At 56.5% G+C, this 17362-nt stretch carries 10 protein-coding genes; 2 read left to right on the top strand and 8 right to left on the bottom strand.

Annotation, left to right across the window (positions count from 1 at the left end):
* Window positions 1–497 precede the first annotated feature (497 nt).
* The gene (locus AB1644_09760; GenBank protein MEW6051329.1) at window positions 498–3263 is read right to left on the bottom strand and encodes a DUF2723 domain-containing protein; all 2766 of its coding nucleotides are present in this window, start codon (window positions 3261–3263) and stop codon (window positions 498–500) included.
* Between the two features lie 159 nt (window positions 3264–3422).
* Here AB1644_09760 and AB1644_09765 point away from each other — a divergent pair, with 159 nt between their 5' ends.
* Window positions 3423–3671, top strand: a complete 249-nt coding sequence (locus AB1644_09765; protein MEW6051330.1) for a hypothetical protein — start codon at window positions 3423–3425, stop codon at window positions 3669–3671.
* Here the strand turns inward: AB1644_09765 and AB1644_09770 are convergent.
* The 6 genes from AB1644_09770 to AB1644_09795 form a co-directional block, all read right to left on the bottom strand.
* Window positions 3668–5497 carry a tetratricopeptide repeat protein gene (locus tag AB1644_09770; GenBank protein MEW6051331.1) on the bottom strand — a complete coding sequence of 610 codons (1830 nt, stop codon included), beginning with the start codon at window positions 5495–5497 and terminating at the stop codon, window positions 3668–3670. The genes AB1644_09765 and AB1644_09770 overlap by 4 nt on opposite strands.
* Window positions 5494–8892, bottom strand: coding sequence for a DUF4175 family protein (locus tag AB1644_09775; protein ID MEW6051332.1), 3399 nt, complete (start codon window positions 8890–8892; stop codon window positions 5494–5496). The genes AB1644_09770 and AB1644_09775 overlap by 4 nt, the downstream gene beginning before the upstream one ends.
* A gap of 56 nt (window positions 8893–8948) precedes the next feature.
* Window positions 8949–9701, bottom strand: a complete 753-nt coding sequence (locus AB1644_09780; GenBank protein ID MEW6051333.1) for a DUF4159 domain-containing protein — start codon at window positions 9699–9701, stop codon at window positions 8949–8951.
* A 121-nt stretch (window positions 9702–9822) separates the two neighbouring features.
* A complete protein-coding gene (gene secF, locus AB1644_09785; GenBank protein ID MEW6051334.1) occupies window positions 9823–10749 on the bottom strand; it encodes a protein translocase subunit SecF in 927 nt (308 codons plus the stop codon).
* A 15-nt stretch (window positions 10750–10764) separates the two neighbouring features.
* Window positions 10765–12483, bottom strand: coding sequence for a protein translocase subunit SecD (secD, locus tag AB1644_09790; GenBank protein ID MEW6051335.1), 1719 nt, complete (start codon window positions 12481–12483; stop codon window positions 10765–10767).
* 94 nt (window positions 12484–12577) lie between these two features.
* A complete protein-coding gene (locus tag AB1644_09795) occupies window positions 12578–13024 on the bottom strand; it encodes a hypothetical protein (protein MEW6051336.1) in 447 nt (148 codons plus the stop codon).
* Between the two features lie 158 nt (window positions 13025–13182).
* Between AB1644_09795 and AB1644_09800 the strand changes: the two genes are divergently transcribed.
* Window positions 13183–15924: a pitrilysin family protein gene (locus tag AB1644_09800; protein MEW6051337.1), complete on the top strand. Its 2742-nt coding sequence runs from the start codon at window positions 13183–13185 to the stop codon at window positions 15922–15924.
* A 55-nt stretch (window positions 15925–15979) separates the two neighbouring features.
* Here AB1644_09800 and AB1644_09805 read toward each other — a convergent pair whose 3' ends face one another.
* Window positions 15980–17356, bottom strand: a complete 1377-nt coding sequence (locus tag AB1644_09805) for a sigma-54 dependent transcriptional regulator (GenBank protein ID MEW6051338.1) — start codon at window positions 17354–17356, stop codon at window positions 15980–15982.
* Window positions 17357–17362: the final 6 nt, after the last annotated feature.

Raw genomic sequence — 17362 nt, forward strand, 5'->3', positions numbered from 1 at the left:
ACTCACCGGCACAAACCCGCCCCAAGGGGCGGGGTACCCCACCGCTTGCGGAGGATCCAGGGGTTGAGCAGTGGTGACTCCAAGGCGCCGTGGTGAGCGGAGCCGAACCACGTTTGCAGGTAACCGAGTCATTGCGAGGCGCTTCGCTGAAGCAATCTCAACCGCAGGCTAGATGTTCGCATTGTCGCGTCGTAGGTCGGTGTTCCGAGCCCGCTTCTGGCGAGAAACCCGACATGGGGGGATAAGAGCCGCCAGGTCACAATCCCCTTCGGCAGAATGCCTCAGGGGATCAAGACCCGGCGGAACGAGGTTGAGGCTGGTTTGGTCGAGAAACCCGACACGCGTCGCAGCTTGTCATGCCAGCGAACGCTGGCATCCAGTCCAAACCTACGGGTGGACCCCAGCTTTCGCTGGGGTGACACCTTTGCAAAATGGGAAGCAAAAAAGCCCGTCGGCGATAGCGGCCAACGGGCTTCCGAATCGTCTGAGGAGTTCGCCTATTCCGTCGGAGGGTTCAGCCCCTGCGTATTTGAGATGCCAAGTATGCGCTGGAGGAACGGGTCGGACAGATTCACTTTGTACTCCGCGAACATCTGCGCTGCCTTCTGCAGATCTGTGAACTTGCCGTCCTGCGAAAGCACCGAGATCAGTTTCCGGAACCCGTAGCTGCTGTTGGGATCCAACATAAACGCATCCCACAGCTCGCGCGTCCCCTCCGCGGTCATCGCCTGGTCTTTGAGCCGTCGACCCAACTCATGCCTGGCCAGACCGAGATCCTGGCGGTAAAACAGGTTGTCCGGACTCGCTTTGGAGAAGGCCGACAGTGTATCGATCAATTGCTGATACAGACCGTTCGCCTTCGTGGTGTCCCCCTTCTTGTCGTAATAATCGCCGAGCACCATGTAGGTCTGCCAGTATTCCGGGTACTGTGCGATCATCTTGTTCGCCAGAGCTAGCGCCTGTTCCTCGCGGCCGCGTTTGTTTTCTTCATCGAAAACGCGCAGCGCGCTCATGCCGAGACTGATATAGACGCCGGTCGCATTCTCATCGCGGTACACCTTGGAGTTCTCCATGCCGGTGAATTTATACGTGTTCATGAACAGATCGTACGAGCGGTCAACATCAATCAGTCCCGGAATTGGGTCCTTATCCAGACGGTACACCATGCCGACTATCGCCGCGTGGTCGCGGAGACTCAACGGTGATTCGGCGTACGGCGGCGAACTGAAAAAGATCGGGTCTTTCCAACGATTCTCGATGACGATTTCATCGACCATCATTTCGCTCACCCGGACTATCCGGTTCCCCATTTGGTATGGTGACATGTATGTCTCGCGCTTGCGTGGGCGGTCGTTGAATGTCTTCCTTGGGCGCGAGAATTCAACCCCGTCCCGCACTTCCACCGGATACCAGAGAATTTGCTCATCGGACAACGAAATAGGAACATTATAGAAATGCTTGAGCTGGTACACGTACCAGTCAACCTGCAAGAGCGAGAGGTTCACCACCCGCACGTCCTTGCGGTAATTGTACGCCTCCTGGAGGCACCAGACAGGGAATGTATCGTTGTCGCCGGAGGTGAACAGAATGGCGTTCTGATCGCAACTATCGAGGATATTTTGCGCGTACGTTCTGGCCAGCACGTTGTGGGAGCGATCATTCACTCGCCAGTTGGCATCGAGCGCATGGAGCGGCAAGAGGACGAGCAGTGTAGTTGCGTAGACCGCTTTACTTTCCATCTCCGGTTTGCGAGCGACCACCCATTTACGGAACCACTGCGCGACCCCCGACACGCCCATCCCCATCGCGATGCCAAAAAACACAAACGCCGGCGTGAAGAAATAGTCGCGGTTGCGCACCTCCAGATAGGCATCGCCGGTCTGGAAATCATACTTGGTGCCGTCGGCGAAATTCATGTACAGGATCAAACCGACCGAACAGGCAATGAAGAGGGTGAAAAACGGAAGTCCTACTTCCCGTCTTTTTTGAATCGCCACATACATCCCGATCATGCCGAGTAGGAAGAAGGGGAATATGAACAGCCAGCCCGGTTTGGAATACTGTCCCTCAAAGTAGGACCAGAACCCCATGTTGGGATGCCGCCCAAACTGGTTTTCCCAGGTGCCGCGACGTTTGAACATCCGCTCGGTCATGGATTGCTGACCGTACTGCTTGCGATCGAGGAAACTGACGAATGTTCGGTAATCACGGGCCGGGTGGTTCTCATCGATACGCGGATTGTCGGCCGACCGGATCGGGAGATACAGGTGGACCGAGAAACCTATGAGAGCGATTACCAGAATTGTAAGCGCCGGTTTCCAGTCAACATTCCAGCCGCGCTTTGATGCCATCAGCGCAATGAGGATGATAGCCACCAAGCCGATCGGCATGAAGATCAAAAACCACTCGAATGCGACCATGATTGAGGACACGCAGCCAATAGCAATCGCCACAGGCCAGTTGATTTCTTTGTACAGTAGCGCCAATAGCGCCAAAGAGGCGATGGCCGAGAAGAGAAAGAACATCGGCTGCCCACCCCGTCCGTTGGAAAATGCGACGATCAGGAGCAGTTCCAGAAGCACGTAGCCGCAGACGAACAGGAAGTCGCGCGGCAGGGCATTTTTCTTCAGGAGGAAAAAAACCGCGCACATCGGCATCACCAGAAACACCGTCATATGAATACCGACCCCAACCAGCGCCAGGTAAAACGCCAGCACCATCATCTTGACCGCTTTGCCGGTACCGCGGTGCTCGAAATACTCAACTGTCAGCCAGACGATAAGAACCATAAGCGCCAGCGAGAGTCCATACACTTCGGCCTCGACTGCGTTGCTCCAGTTGGTCTCCGAGAAGGCCACAAAAAAGGCGCCGGCAACCCCGCCTATGTAGGCAATCCATCGGCTGAGCGCGTTGGTATCGACATCATCGAAGAAATACCGCACGATCTTGACAACCAGCAGATAGCTCAGCATAGCGGTGAAAGCTGAAGAAATGACTGAGATGTAGTTCACTCGGTAGGCGACATCGGTTACGAATGGTATCATGGCAAACAACCGCCCGATCAGGACGAACAGCGGAGTGCCGGGCGGATGAGGGATACCCAGAATTGCCGAACAGGCGATAAACTCACCGCAGTCCCAGAACGGGATCGATCGCTGCACAGTGAGCGCATAGACGATAAACGAAACTACAAACACCAGCGCCGCCAACACGACATTGGTGCGGTCAAACTTTCTGCCGTTCAGTATGGGAAAATCAGGCAATCGGGCCTCCTAAAGTCCTAATCCGCGTAAGCCGATAGAGTACATAGATATATCACATATTCGCTGCGCGAAGCAGAGAATATACTACGGTCGCGACCATGCACAACTTAATTTTTACCCCGGCGACCAGGTTGCGATTCATGGTGAGAGGAGGAAACGATGTTTATCTGGTGCGCTGTCCTGTTTGGACTGGGAATTGTGGCGTTCCTCGATTCGATCTTCAACATGGGTGAGATCTTTAGGACCGTCAATTCCGTGTTGTTCTTGCTGGTTTCCCTCGGCCTGTTGGTACGGACCACGACCAAAATGAAAGACAAAAAGCTCGAGACCAAGGAGGATCGGATCTTCAACCTTGAGAAACAGCTTGGAAGTCTGAAGAAATCACAGGAACAGTTGTCGAAGTTCTAACCGACCTTGAGGTCGGTCTCGAGCTGCCGAAGTTTCTTACGCACTTCGGAGCCGAACGGATAATTTGGATACTTTTCCAGAAGTTGCCGGTAAATAGTCTTGGCTGCTTCTAACGTGGAAGGTGTGTCCGCCAGAATATCCGCCTTGAGTTTCAGGCCAAAGGGGACGTAGTAGGATTCGGGGAAATTGGCCGCGAGATCCTCGATTTCACCAAGAACTCGTGCCGTATCGCCGCGTTTCATATCCACCTGAACCATCCGAAACAAGGCATCGTCCGCCAGTGTCTTGTCGTCGTTGTTCACCAACCGTTCCAATTGGGCATGGCATGAGTCCGGCATCTGCCGCTCCTGATACCAGAGAGCATCGGCATATGCGGCCAGCAGTTCCGGAGAGCCGCCGGCATCATCCAACACCAGCAGAAGCTGTAGTGCATCGTTGACATAGAATCCCTGAGGATATGCCACCATCAGCTTCTTCAGCATCACTTTGGCGGAATCAAACTCCTGGCGGTAGAATTTGATCGCACCCAGATTGAAAGCTATTTCTTCGTCGATATCCTGATTGAACGGCTGGGAGGCCAGCGACTGAAACCGCTTTTCAGCAGCGTCAATATCCCCCATACGAAGATAGCAGTATGGAGTACTGCGCTGCGCGTTCAGGAAGCTCAGCCCGCGCGGAAAGCGGGTCACCACCGAATCAAAATACGACAAGGCTCGCGGATAATCCGATAGCCGGTCAAAGCAGATCATGCCCAGAGCGTATACCGCGTCCGCTTTCTCACCTTGATCGGGAGAGACGGCCACGATAGTATCGTATCGCGCCATGCCTTCATCGAGACGCCCCGTCTGCACCAGCGCGTTGGCGTAGAGGAAAGCGGCATCACCGACCAGCGGAGTTTTGTTTTGGCGTAGCGCCAGTTGTTCCCCCATATGCACAACCTGAGCATACAGCTTCCGGTCGGAGCATTGGCGCATGAAATAATCGGGAGAGCCGCCAGTCAGCCCCTCGAGTGTGTCACGACGCAAGCAGTACTCGAAGGCGCGGTCAAACCGCCCGGAGCGAATATAGTAATCGGCGAGAAGTTTGACGGCCCGCGGCGCGCCACCGACCCTGGTGTGCTCGAGGAGGAGCTTCTCAACCTGAGGCGACGAATCCTCGAATTCCAACATTGCCAACAGGCGACGTTCCCCCTCCATGGCCTCGCGCGTGGTGTCTTCGGCCAGAAGCGGCAGAAATTCGTTTGCGGCATCATGGTATTTCTTCCGGCTTTCAAGCAGACTCCCTCGTTCAACCGCATACAGCAGCGGATTACCTCGAACCACTCGAACCGAATCAATCAACTGCAGCGCATCGTCCGGCAAGCCGTGACGGATCTGGCTCTGCACCAACATCAGCATCGTACTCTGATCCGTCGGGGACAAAAGTCCGATCGCCGCACGATACGCCGACCGGGCGGAATCGAGCTGCCCCTGTTCGGCCAGCACTTCGGCCAGATCGAGACGATAGCCAAATACGTTTGGATATCTCTCGACCAGCCGTCGGTCAAGAAGCTCCAGTTTGGCGTATCGTTTGAGCTGCTGATAGCAGTTGCGCAGAAGATTGGCAACATTCATGTCACCGGGATTGGTCTCGTACAGTGCTTCCAACATGAGGGCGGCGGCTTCAGGATTGCTTTGCCGCAGGAACGCTCGTGCCGCCGCCATCCGCTGTTCGGTCTCTGTCATTATAGGAGTCGCCGGTGGCTGGTCGGGCCGAGATTCCTGCGCCACGACCGGACGGCCAGCCAGCGCCGCGACCAGCACGATGGCTGCGAGAAACGGCGTCACTTCGCAGGAACCATTGGCTGAGGTTCGTTTGAAGGTGTGCTTTCGATCTGTAACAAGGCCCGGAAGTACGCTTTGATCTGCTCTTCGTACTGCGACGGATAGTCGTTGCCGAGGAACTGCCGGAGCCGGTCCTCGAAATGGGCCCGGTCGTTTAGCAGATCGGACGGAAGATTCGGGGGGATATACACCGGCTGCTCAGCGGCCGTGGTGGCTTTTCGCTGTTCGGTGAAATCCTTGCGTTGCAGCGAGCGGGAAGCCTCGAGCATACGCGAGTAGATATTCAACTGGCGGGCGGTGGTCTCTTCGCCCGCGCTGCCTGTCGCCAGGTCCTCTTCGACCTTCTTCATTTCCTTGGCAATATCGTCGAGCCGTCCCAGTACCTGTCGCGAGTTACCGAACTCTTGCGCCAGGTCCTCAAGCGACTTGCGGATCGCTCCTTGTTCGCCGGCCAACCGTTGGAGGCTTTCTCGCCCCGGCTGTGGATTGTTGCATTGCTTCTGTGTCTCCTGGTTCAGCATGTTCTGCTTGTCGCACATGCCTTCCATCTGGGAGATGTTCTTGTTGCAGTTCCCGCCCTTATTGCACTGGTTTTGCTGCTCCAGTGATTCCATCAGGCGTATCGAGGCGCGGTTGAGCTGTGACATGGCGTCGCGCTGCTCGCGTACGGCGTTCGGACCCCGCTGCTGGTCGAATTCCTGCATCGCCTGCGCCATGCTCTGGGTGGCTTGATCGACGATTGACCCGAGTTCAGCCGCGACAAACGGCGACTGCTTGCCGAGCTCGCTGATACTGTTTCTGAGGCCGCTGCACGAGGCCGATAGATCCTGCTGTTGCTGTGCCAGGTCACGCATCATCGATGATTGCGGACTCATGGCTGCGGCTTCCTTAAGCAGCTCCTCCTGTGATTTGGAGAGATAGTTGGCATCATCAATTGCCCGACGCATCGCCTGCTTCAGCTTCTCCTGGTCCCCTCCTTTGAAGGCCATCTGCTGGTTCTGCATCTCACCCAGCATTTCGCGCACGCGGGCGGCGGCTTCCTTGCCTTCCTGCTGAGCGCCGGATTTCTGCTTCTGGCTCAAGGCATCGGACATCTTTTGCATGTTCTGATCCGCCTGGTTCTTGCGGACCGCCTCAGCAAATTTCTGCGCCGCCTCGTTCTGCTCCAGTTTGGCCTCATTGATCAGCTTCTGGAGTTCCTCAGATGAATTCTTCAGCTCCTGCATAGCCTGCGTAACGGCATCTTCCTTTGGGGCCAAGGAAGGCAACTGCTCATTACGGGCGCTGTCGGTAGAACTGTTGGTCTGTTCCTGGCGCTGGAGTATCTGCTCGGCCTGGCGCACCATCGCTTCCATCTTCTGCTCGACCTGCATCCGCTTGAGAAGGGCCAACGTGCGTTCCAGCCGCTCCATCAGCTCCTGCTGCGACATCTGGAAATCCTTCATCGCCTGTTGGAGTTTCTGGGGATCCATGTTCTTGAGCGCATCCATCAGCTTCCGCTGCGCCTCTTTCATCTCGGGCGTCGCCACTTCCTCGAACAGCTTCTGAATCTGCGCCATTTTCTCCATGATCTCGCGGCTCATAAGGGAGTTTTCTTGCAGCTTCTCCAGCGAAGAATCCATCTTCTGAGCCATACGCTGGATGTTCTCCATCATCTCGGCGTTCTTGCCCGCAATGGACTCCAGCTCTTTTTGCTGCTGCCAGTCATTCTTCTTGGCGTCGCGGGACTGGCTGTCCAGTTTGCGGACCGCCGCTTTCAGCCGCTCCACCAGCTCTTTGCCCGTTTGCAGGAGCTGTTCCGTCTGATTTACCCGCTCGGAGTTGTCGCGGTCGGACTCTGCTATCAACTCCTCAAGCGAGGGGAGCCGCGCGATGAAGGACCGGGACTTGGTCACCTTGGGTCCGGAGATACGGTCGTTGTCCGCCACCTCGAAATAGTAGGTGACATAATCGCCGGGGAACAACGCCAATTGGTCCATGTCCCAGTTGAGTTCCACGTCCCCTTCGGTTTTAATCCGCTCGCTGTAATGGAGTACCGCCACGTGCTCCTCCGATGTGCGCCCCTGGGAAGAGACAGTAAACTTCATGACCAGTGAAGAAAAGCCGTAATCATCGGCAATGTGCACCTTCAGCGGGAGGATCATCTCATCGGTCAGGTTCGCATCGAATCCCGGCCGCAACACGTCGACGGTCGGGTACTCGTCAGGAATAGCGGTGACATAGTATTCAATTGGGTCTGGGTTCGTCTCCTGGAGTCGATCCAGAAGGCGCACGTGGTACGAGCGTGACTTGTCGACCACCAGTGAGCCATCGGCGTTCTTGCCGGCGACCGCCAGTAGCTGGCGACTGGAATCGGAGAACGTCAGTTCCACCCGTTCGACCGGCAGATTGGTTTCCACTTTCAGATTGACACGCGTGCCCACGACGGCAGAAAATGAGCCGTTGTTTTCCGAAATAGTCTGCGGCGAAAGTCCGGTGTAGCTCGGATAGAACAGCGATAGGGAGATGTTGTTAACTCTCGGGCGGTCCACGACATCCACTCGCTGCACGTCGGTCTTCACCCGACCGGCCTCCACGTAGTAGTCAAACGACTTGTTGATCTGTCGGATGGTCAGACCGATGCCAAGCGAATCTCCGGTCGACACCGCCTGGCGTCGTATGGTCCTGAGATCGAAGGGGGACTGCTGCCAGCTTCCCCCGGCAAACCGAAAGTAGAGCGTGGCGTTCTCCGGCAGTCGTTGGCCGAAAATCGAAGCCCCTATCGTGATGTCTTTGTATTTGATCCACTCGGTCGAGCCGGGGGTCGCCACCACCTTGTAGCCAAGCGGTGGGGCGATCTCGGTAGTCGGATTCGAGAACACTTCATAGGAGTAACTGAAGAATCCCGGGAAAAGGACCAGCAATGCCAGACCCGCCAGCGCCGCTACCGCCATCAACCGCCCGGTCTTCAGAACCGGATGGAAGCTGACCACCTCGTTGAGGTTTAACAGTCCCGCCTGTTCGATTGCCTGTCGTTCGGTAAATGCGATCAGTTCTTCGGAATAGCCGGGCCTATGTTCGGTGCGAGCGAATTGCACGGCGGCGATCAGACGCCCCTTGAGATCGGGGTGTTTCTCTTCGAGCGCCAGAGCTACCTGGTCGATGTTACCCCCGAACAGACGGCGCAGGGCATAGCTGACAAAGAAATAGGCCGACGCGCCCACCGCACCAAGCAGCAACACCACTTTGAACCACACTGGCAGTACCATAACATTGGCGACAAGTGACAGGAGTATCCAAACGGCCAAAGCGGCGGAGCCGGTAGCGAGGAGCCCTGCCGAAAAGAGAACCAGCCGTTGCCGAATGAGGACGGCCCGAAGGTGTCCCAGCAGTGATGAACTCGAGGTGATCCTGGTCATGCGGTCATCCTTACAGCAAAATCGTCATATTCGGCCCGGGTGATTCAGCGAGTATTCTAATATAACAACGCATACGTCAGCAGGTTCAGCCCCATCCGCATTGCTTCCGCCCGCTTGTCGGGCGGGTCGTTATGCACCTGCGGGTCCTCCCACCCATCCCCTATATCGGACTCTACCAGAAAATAGAGCACAACCCGACCGTTGATGATGGTCGCATATCCGCGTGGCGGCTTGTTATCGTGCTCATGGATTTTGGGCGGCCCGGCCGGGAAATCATAGAAACTGTGGTAAAGTGCGTGGGAAAACGGCAACTCCACCACTTCGCGCTCCGGAAACAGCGAGGCCATCTCTTGCCGGAAGCTCTTGTCCATGCCATAGGAATCGTTCACGAACAAGAACCCTCCCGCCTGCAGGTACTGCCGCAACCGTTCCTTCTCATCCGGCGAGAACTTGATAATGCCGTGTCCGGTGGCGAACAGGAAAGGGTACTTGAACAGGTCCGGATCGTTGACGGTTACCTGGTATTCCATGGTGTCCACCGCAAAATCCGTGTTGTCCCGTACGAACTTCAGGAAATTGGGGATCGCCGACCCGCCCCAGTACCAGTCGCCTCCGCCGGAGTAATGCAGTCGGGCGACCCTGACAGCCGATGGATTCTGGTTTAACCTGGGGGCCTGGTAATTGGGTGGAGCGCCGGGCAATACAGGCAGGATGTCCCCTGTCCTCTGCTGGGCACAAGCAGTTGCAACCAGCACCGACACCAGAACCGTCGACTTCCAGAGTATAGGACACAACTTCCCCATATGCATAATATACACCCGAACTCCCCTTTTTGGCTGAGAAAAGGGGCCGGATCCTCAGCGAATCCGGCCCGTTTAATACAATTTCGCCTCACGATTGCACGGGCGGCGCCAAACAGTTCACTATCCGCTACTTGAATCGGCGGGGTCTGCGTGCCTCCCATTCGACGACAATCGGGCTGGCGACAAAGATCGAGCTGTAGGTTCCAACGATCACGCCCATGACCATAGCCAGTGAGAAGCTCCGAAGCACCGGTCCGCCAAACAGGAACAGGATAAGCACGACAATCATAACCGTCATGGCAGTATTAATCGTCCGAGAAAGCGTCTCATTGATCGAGCGGTTGACCGACGGAACGAATTCCGCCTTGCTCCGGTATTTCTTGAGATTCTCGCGGATTCGATCGTATACGACCACCGTGTCGGTGAGTGAATAACCGGCCAGAGTCAGCAACGCGGTAACCACCAACAGATCGAACTCGACGCCGATCAGCCAGAAGATGCCGAGGACCGCCAGGACGTCGTGAAAGGTTGCTACTGTTGCGGCCACACCCGCTCGGAAATCGAACCGGAAGGCGATATAGATCAGAATCCCGATGAGCGATAACAGTACCGCCCAGCGGGCATCGCGGCGCAGTGTTTCTCCAACCGCCGGGCCGATAATGTGTTCGGAATCGGTAGTGAACTGGTTGCCGGCGAATTTCGTGGCCAGAAGGTCACCGATCACTTTCACCCGTTCTTTCCCCTCGGATTCCGTCTCCGGGCGCTTCGTCTTGATAATGAACGCGTTGGGATGGGTGAAATCCGTCATTTCATTCACGATCGCATCGGGGAACGTAACAATAAGGGCACCCCGCAGGTCGGCGATATTGACCGGCTGGGCAAAATGCCCCTGCACCATGACACCGCCGGCAAAATCGATTCCCATCGGCGCTTTGCCGAGGCTGATCATGAGAAACGCCGTCAGCCCCAGGAGTACCAGGACAGAGGAGAAACCAAACGCGATCTTCCGTTTCCCGATAAAGTCTATATTCGGTACACCAATCAGTGAAAACATGTCTATCCTCGCTCCTTAGATACTCAGCGTTTCATACTGTTTACGGATGTCGAACATCGCCTTGGTAATGACGTACGCCGTGTACAGCGAGATCGTTACACCCCAGAATAATGTTACCGCAAACCCCTTGATCGGTCCTGACCCCAGAAGGAAAAGTGCTCCGGCCGTGATCAGTGTAGTCACGTGCGAATCGACGATGGTCACCCAGGCCCGGTGGTAGCCGGCCTCAATCGAGGCACGCACCGTCTTGCCGGTGCGCATCTCCTCGCGGATTCGCTCGAATATCAGGATGTTCGAATCAACCGAAATACCGATGGTAAGAATGATTCCGGCTATACCGGGCATCGTAAGCGTGGCGCCCAGCGCCGCCAGGATCGCCATCAGGAAGAACACGTTGAATAACAGGCCGATATCGGCAATGAGGCCGGAGATCCGATAATAAAAGGCGATATACGCCAGCACCACGAGCAGCCCGAACAACGACGAATAGAACCCCTTCTTGATCGAGTCCGAACCGAGCGTTGCACCTACTACGTTCTTCTCAATGATTTCGACCGGGGCCGGCAGGGCACCCGCTTTGAGGACGATCTCCATATTGCGGGCTTCATCGAAGGTCGCGGATCCCCCCATCTCGATCTGACCACTGTTGCGGATCTTGGAATTGATCGTCGGCGCCGATTCGACTTTGTCGTCGAGCACGATTGCCAGCGGCTTATCGATATTGGAGCCGGTCAACTGCGCAAACCGCGCCGCACCATCGCTGGAAAGTTTGAAGTTGACGGCGAAACCACCCATGTTCTCGCGGCCAAGCGATATCCCCTGGAGAAACCGCCCTTCGAACTGGACTTTGCGTTTCAGAAGATACAGATCGAACACTTCAAGACTCTGACGAATCTCCGAACGGGTAGACCAGGCAAACTGGACGTCGGGCGGAATCTGCGCTTTGACCTGCGGAAGGTCGAGCCATCGTGCGACCTGCGCTTTGTCTTTGGCCGCCACTGCCCATCCGGGCCACTGAGCGCCGGTGCGCGGCGTCACCAGGAATTGCTCCAGGCGGGTCGTAAACGGTTCTGTCTCGGAGTCGAGGCCGGCATTCTCGTCGAAATCGTACTTGCCGGCTGTGTCTGCTTTGGCAGTATCCTTCATGAGTTGCGCCAGCACATCTTCCGAGCCGGTCGTATCTGCACCCTTCGACGCAGTGGTTGTCGAACTCGAAGCAGTCGTGGCTGCAGCGCCGCTTTTTGATTTCTCGTACGCTGCTACCGCCGTATCAATACGCGCCAGGATGAGATTGGCATTATCCATAGTCTCCAGCAACTTGAACTGGAGTAGTGCCGTCTGGCCGATCAGCTCCTCGGCACGGGCCGCATCGGTGTAACCGGGAAGATCCACGATGATACGGTCTGCCCCCTGTTTTTGAATGATCGGCTCAGCGACGCCGAGCCCGTCGATACGGGCGCGAAGTACTGAGATCGCCCGATCAACGGCCCCTTCTTTGGCAGCCTTGTCCAACTCTTCCGTCTTCACACGGAGTACGACGTGGATCCCACCCTGCAGATCCAGACCGAGCCGGATCGCCTTCTGCTGCAAGCGGGTCAATCCGCCCGGTTCCTTGTCATCCAGGGCCTTCTTGTCGGCATCGCTCATGGTCCACAGCTTGAAGGTGTTCCAGAACGCAACCAGGGCAAGGATCACCAGCGCTGCGGTGAGCACCATGCGCCATTTTTGAGACATATCATAATCCTCTCGAATAACGATTAAATACTATGTTGACTGCTGAATGAGTTGCCCGAATGAACGGGCGCCCTCCGAAAGAGGGCGGGTACAGTTAGCTGGTACCGGACGGCTTGGCGCCAACCAGAGTGAACTGGCGGCCAGCCTCAGTGGAGATCAGGCAGATGCTGCTCTGGAGCTCCCGCGGACCATGAGCCGGAGCGTCCGTCGACACAACTTCGAATGCCGCCGGTTTTGGGGATTCGGGAAGCTTCTTGTCATTCTGGCTCTGATTGACATATGGAATCGAGAAACAGGCCACCTGATGGGTGGTTGGTTTCCCCTTGGGTGTCATGTTATTCCGCGGCTGTTCCACCGAAGGCGTACCGGGGGTCAGCACGACCCCGTCAACCACCGGTATTGGCTCCGGTTTGACAACTACGCCGTACGATTCCGGCCGTGATGCCCAACCGGCTGTCGAAACGGTCAGGGCTGCCACGATGACGGCTACCGCCGATCCATGCGCGACATTGACGAGATGTTTGATGATCTTGCTCTTCATGCGATTTGGCCGAATATACCTGACGAAATCGGCAAGTCAACGTCCTTTTTCCAGCAGTCCTTGACACGCTACTCTCTGTTTCCTACTATAAGCTGATGTCAGGTCGCGACATGGATAACAACTGCTCACGGATTGAACAGCTTCTTCGGGAGTCCCTGATGAAACTCTTACAATATAGTCTTACTGCCCTTGTGGCCGTAACGGTCATCGTTCTTGCATTCGTAGTGGCGCCAGTCGCAGCCGATGAAACCTATCGCCTGCCCAACGGCATGGAAGTCATTCTCAAGCCGAACCACAGCGCGCCCATGGTCGCCAGTCTCGTCTTTGTCCGCTCCGGCAGCAAATACGAGAGCACATACGAAAACGGCATTACGCATTTCCTCGAGCATTTGCTGTTCGACGGCACCACGCATCTCACTCGACAGCAACTCGATCAGTCGATCCGGGACCTGGGTGGCTACATCAACGCTTTCACCCAGAAAGACCTCACCGGATATCTGGTCCTCCTGCCCCGGCAATATGCCGATTACGGCATGGCCGTGCAGGCTGACATGCTCTTCAATTCCGTTTTTCCGGATTCGGAGTTGGTCAAGGAACGGAATGTCGTAATCGAAGAGATCAAGCGGGATACCGATGCGCCCGGATCCGCGGCCGATGATTTCTTCACGCAGAAAGCGTATGCCGGCACCGATTACAGTCGCCCGGTACTCGGATACAAAGCGTTTATCGAGAATATCCCGCGCGCCGCTGTTGTCGCCTATTGGAAGAAGTACTATGTACCGTCGAATATGACCGCCATGATAATCGGCGATTTCGAACCTTCCGAAATGAAGCGAACGGTGGCCTCCATCCTCGGTGATATCCCTGCTGCCCTTTCCGGCACTCCGACGGAAACTCGTCCGGTGACGACTGGTGACGTACTGACCGGCCAACACCGATTTGACACCGCGGCCGCCGTCACATCGACCTACGTTAACTTCTCTTTTGCCGCTCCTCCCTTCGGCGACTCCGCGTATCTCCCCTTTGACCTGCTCACGCAGTATCTGTCGCTCGATGAGGTCTCGCCTCTCCTGAAAGCACTCAAGGGAGGGGCCGACCCACTCGCAACGGAGGTCTCGGTCTCGCTTGGCACCTACGACGGATTCTCCCGTCTGGACATATCTGCAATCTCCGAGAAGTCTGACAACAGCGACAGCATTTGCAGGTTGATCATCTCGACCGTAGAGCGTCTGGCGGAGTTGGAACCGGATGAACAAGCGCTTGCCGGTATCAAAACGTCGTTACTTTGTGAGGAGATATATAACTCGGAGAAGCTGCACTATTATGGCTTCATGATCGCCCCGCGCCTGATGACGGCCGGCTGGTCGTTCATTCAACAGTATCCTGAGCTGTTGAGCCACGTGACCTGGGCCGAATGCCGGATGGCTGCCCGAAACTGGTTGTCCAAACCCAACTACATAGCCACGGTGGTTCGACCGCCGCGTGACTCGGCCGAGCCTCAGTACACTCCAACAGGCTTGACCGCCGAACAGGTCACCGAACATTTCGCCAAGGTGTCGTTCCCGGAATTTGATCTCACGACCGGCGTTCCGCTCGTGATTCCCTCTACTGAATCGGTCGGACTCGAATATACTGATCGGTCACAATACTGCCGCGAGGCCTTACCCAACGGCCTGACGGTTATCGTTAAGTCGAATCCAGACAGCCGCGTGTTTGCGGTAGATGTCCTGGGCCGAGACCGATCAGCCAATGAACCGCCCGACAAGACTGGTATTTCTGATTTCGTCAACCGCTGCCTGGAAAAAGGAACCCTGACCCGATCGGCGGCCGAGCTGTCGACGGCTCTTTCCCGGATAGGCGCCAATCTTACGCTGTATGACAATCCATTCATTCCCTACGACGACCGCTATACGACACCCCAGTTCACGTTCGTCAAGTTCGAGACAATTGACACCTTCGCGCGCGAGGGTTTCGCTCTCTTGTCCGAACTGCTCTTGCGTCCGTCGTTCGACAGTGTTGAAGTCGAGAAGGTCCGCAAAGGGATGCTGGGAACACTTATGCGCGAAGCCGGCTCGCCGGGGCCGGTAGCGCGGGGATTATATTATCGCACGATGTTTGGCGATGGCGCCTACGCACATCCGATCATGGGCACACCTGAGACGATCAATTCGATCTCGGTCGATGATTTGCGCAAGTACCATGCGCACTTCTATGCGCCCAACAACACGGTTCTTGTTGCGACTACCAATCTCGACACCGCCGCAGTCATGGGCTGGGTCCGGGAATCGTTCGGCGCCCTGCCCCGGGATGCCGCCCCATATGTGCGACCAGCCGCGCCAGTTGATGTCGATACGACACGAACCGCGCACACCGACCTCTCCAAAGCACAAATGAGCATCTATCTGGGGCGCCCGTTGCCGGGGGCAACATCCGACGAAGCGGTGGCGCTTGAAGTGGCTACTTCCATTCTGTCGGACAGACTGTACAACACACTCAGGGAAAAGCAGGGGCTGGCCTATTCGGTCGGCGCATCCATTATGCTCGATTCAGCCTTCGGATGGTATACCTGCTCGATGGGCACAGGCGCCGACAAGTACGAACAGGCCATCGCTGGCATTCTGCTACAGATCGACAAGCTGCGTCTCGACGGTCCGTCAACCGACGAAGTGCGCAAAGCCCGGAACCAGATCTGGGGCCGCCTGATGAGCGCCAAGTTATCACGTATCAACCAATCGTACTACCTGGCTGTCGACGAGTACCTTGGCCGTCGCCCCGGCCACGATGCTGATTACGTGCGGGAACTGGCACAAGTTACTCCCCAGTCGGTGCAACAGGTGATGTCGAAGTACTTTCGCACGGATGCTTATGTGTTAGCGACCGCCGGCAAGAAGCAGCCGTAATGCATGGCTGCTGACGTGGCGGGCATGACGACATCGTCGCGCTGAAGTGAACTTGTCATTCCTGGTCACGGCGCGGCAGCGGAATCTGCAGTAGTCGGATCTTCTTGAGTAAATTGGATCGGTCGACACCAAGGGTCTTGGCGGCCGCCGCCACGTTCTGATTTGACGCTGCGAGTGCTTCGACAATCAGTGAGCGTTCGAAATTGCGAACCCGCAGGCCAAGCGTGCGTGCTTCACCCATGCCGTTCATGGTTCCCTGGTTCAGCAGCTTGGCGACATCCTCCCCAAACACAACCTCCGATTCGCACAGCACGATAAGCGACTCCACCACGTCCACGAGCTGTCGAACATTCCCCGGCCAATCATAGCCAAGGCATACGTCGATCGCGGAGGCATCGAATAGCTTGGGCGGCAGCCCCTGTTCGACCGTGAACCGGCCGGAGAAACGCGCTACGAGAAGCGGGATATCTTCCTTGCGCTCGCGCAGGGGCGGCAGCGAGATGGTCACCCCCTTGAGTCGATAGTACAAATCTTCACGGAACTTCCCCTGCTTCGTCAGTTGCGCCAGATCACGATGCGTGGCGCAGAGGATACGCACATTCGACCGTTTCAACTCGGGCGAACCGATCTTCTGGTATTCGCCGGTCTCCAGAACACGGAGAAGCTTCGCCTGCGTAGCGGGATCGAGGTCGCCGATCTCATCGAGAAACACCGTGCCGCCATCGGCATACTCGAACAGTCCCACGCGGTCGGAGAACGCGCTGGTATACGCGCCGCGCAGACTGCCGAACAGCTCTGCGGCCATCAGGTCCGAAGCCTGTTCTTCACAATTGAGGATGGCGAACTGCTTCTCTTTCCTTCGGCTGTGGGCGTGAATTGCGCGCGCCACCAGTTCCTTGCCGGTGCCGGTTTCCCCCAGGATCATAACCTTATTGTCGGAAGCGGCAATTTTGCGAATCGTATTGAACACCTCCTGCATTACACTGGAGGTCGCAAATATGCCGTAGTCGGATGCCGCCGATTCGCTGAGCTCGGTTCGCTCGGTGCGGAGATTGAACGAATCCACCGCATTGCGCACCGACCGCATTAACTGGGGTATCGAACGCCCTTTCTGCACGTAATCGAACGGATGTTCCGAGCTGTCGATATCGCTTTCGTCGTATTCTCCGGGGTAGCCGGTGTGAAATATGATGGGAGCCACCGGCCGGAATTCCCGGATCCGCCGTGCCGCCTGAAGGCCATCCATGCCGGCCATTTTGATGTCCATGACGACAGCGGCGATTTCGGTTCCTTCCCGAGACTTCGCCACGGCCGCCTCTCCTGAATCGGCGAGTATCACCTCGTAGTCGTCCGAAAACAGCCCCGCGAGCATTTCCAATACACGTGGATCGTCATCCACTACGAGAATCGTTCGGCACGATCTGCCCGTCATTGTTGC

It is taken from the genome of Candidatus Zixiibacteriota bacterium, assembly GCA_040753875.1.
Taxonomy (GTDB): Bacteria; Zixibacteria; MSB-5A5; order GN15; family FEB-12; genus DATKJY01.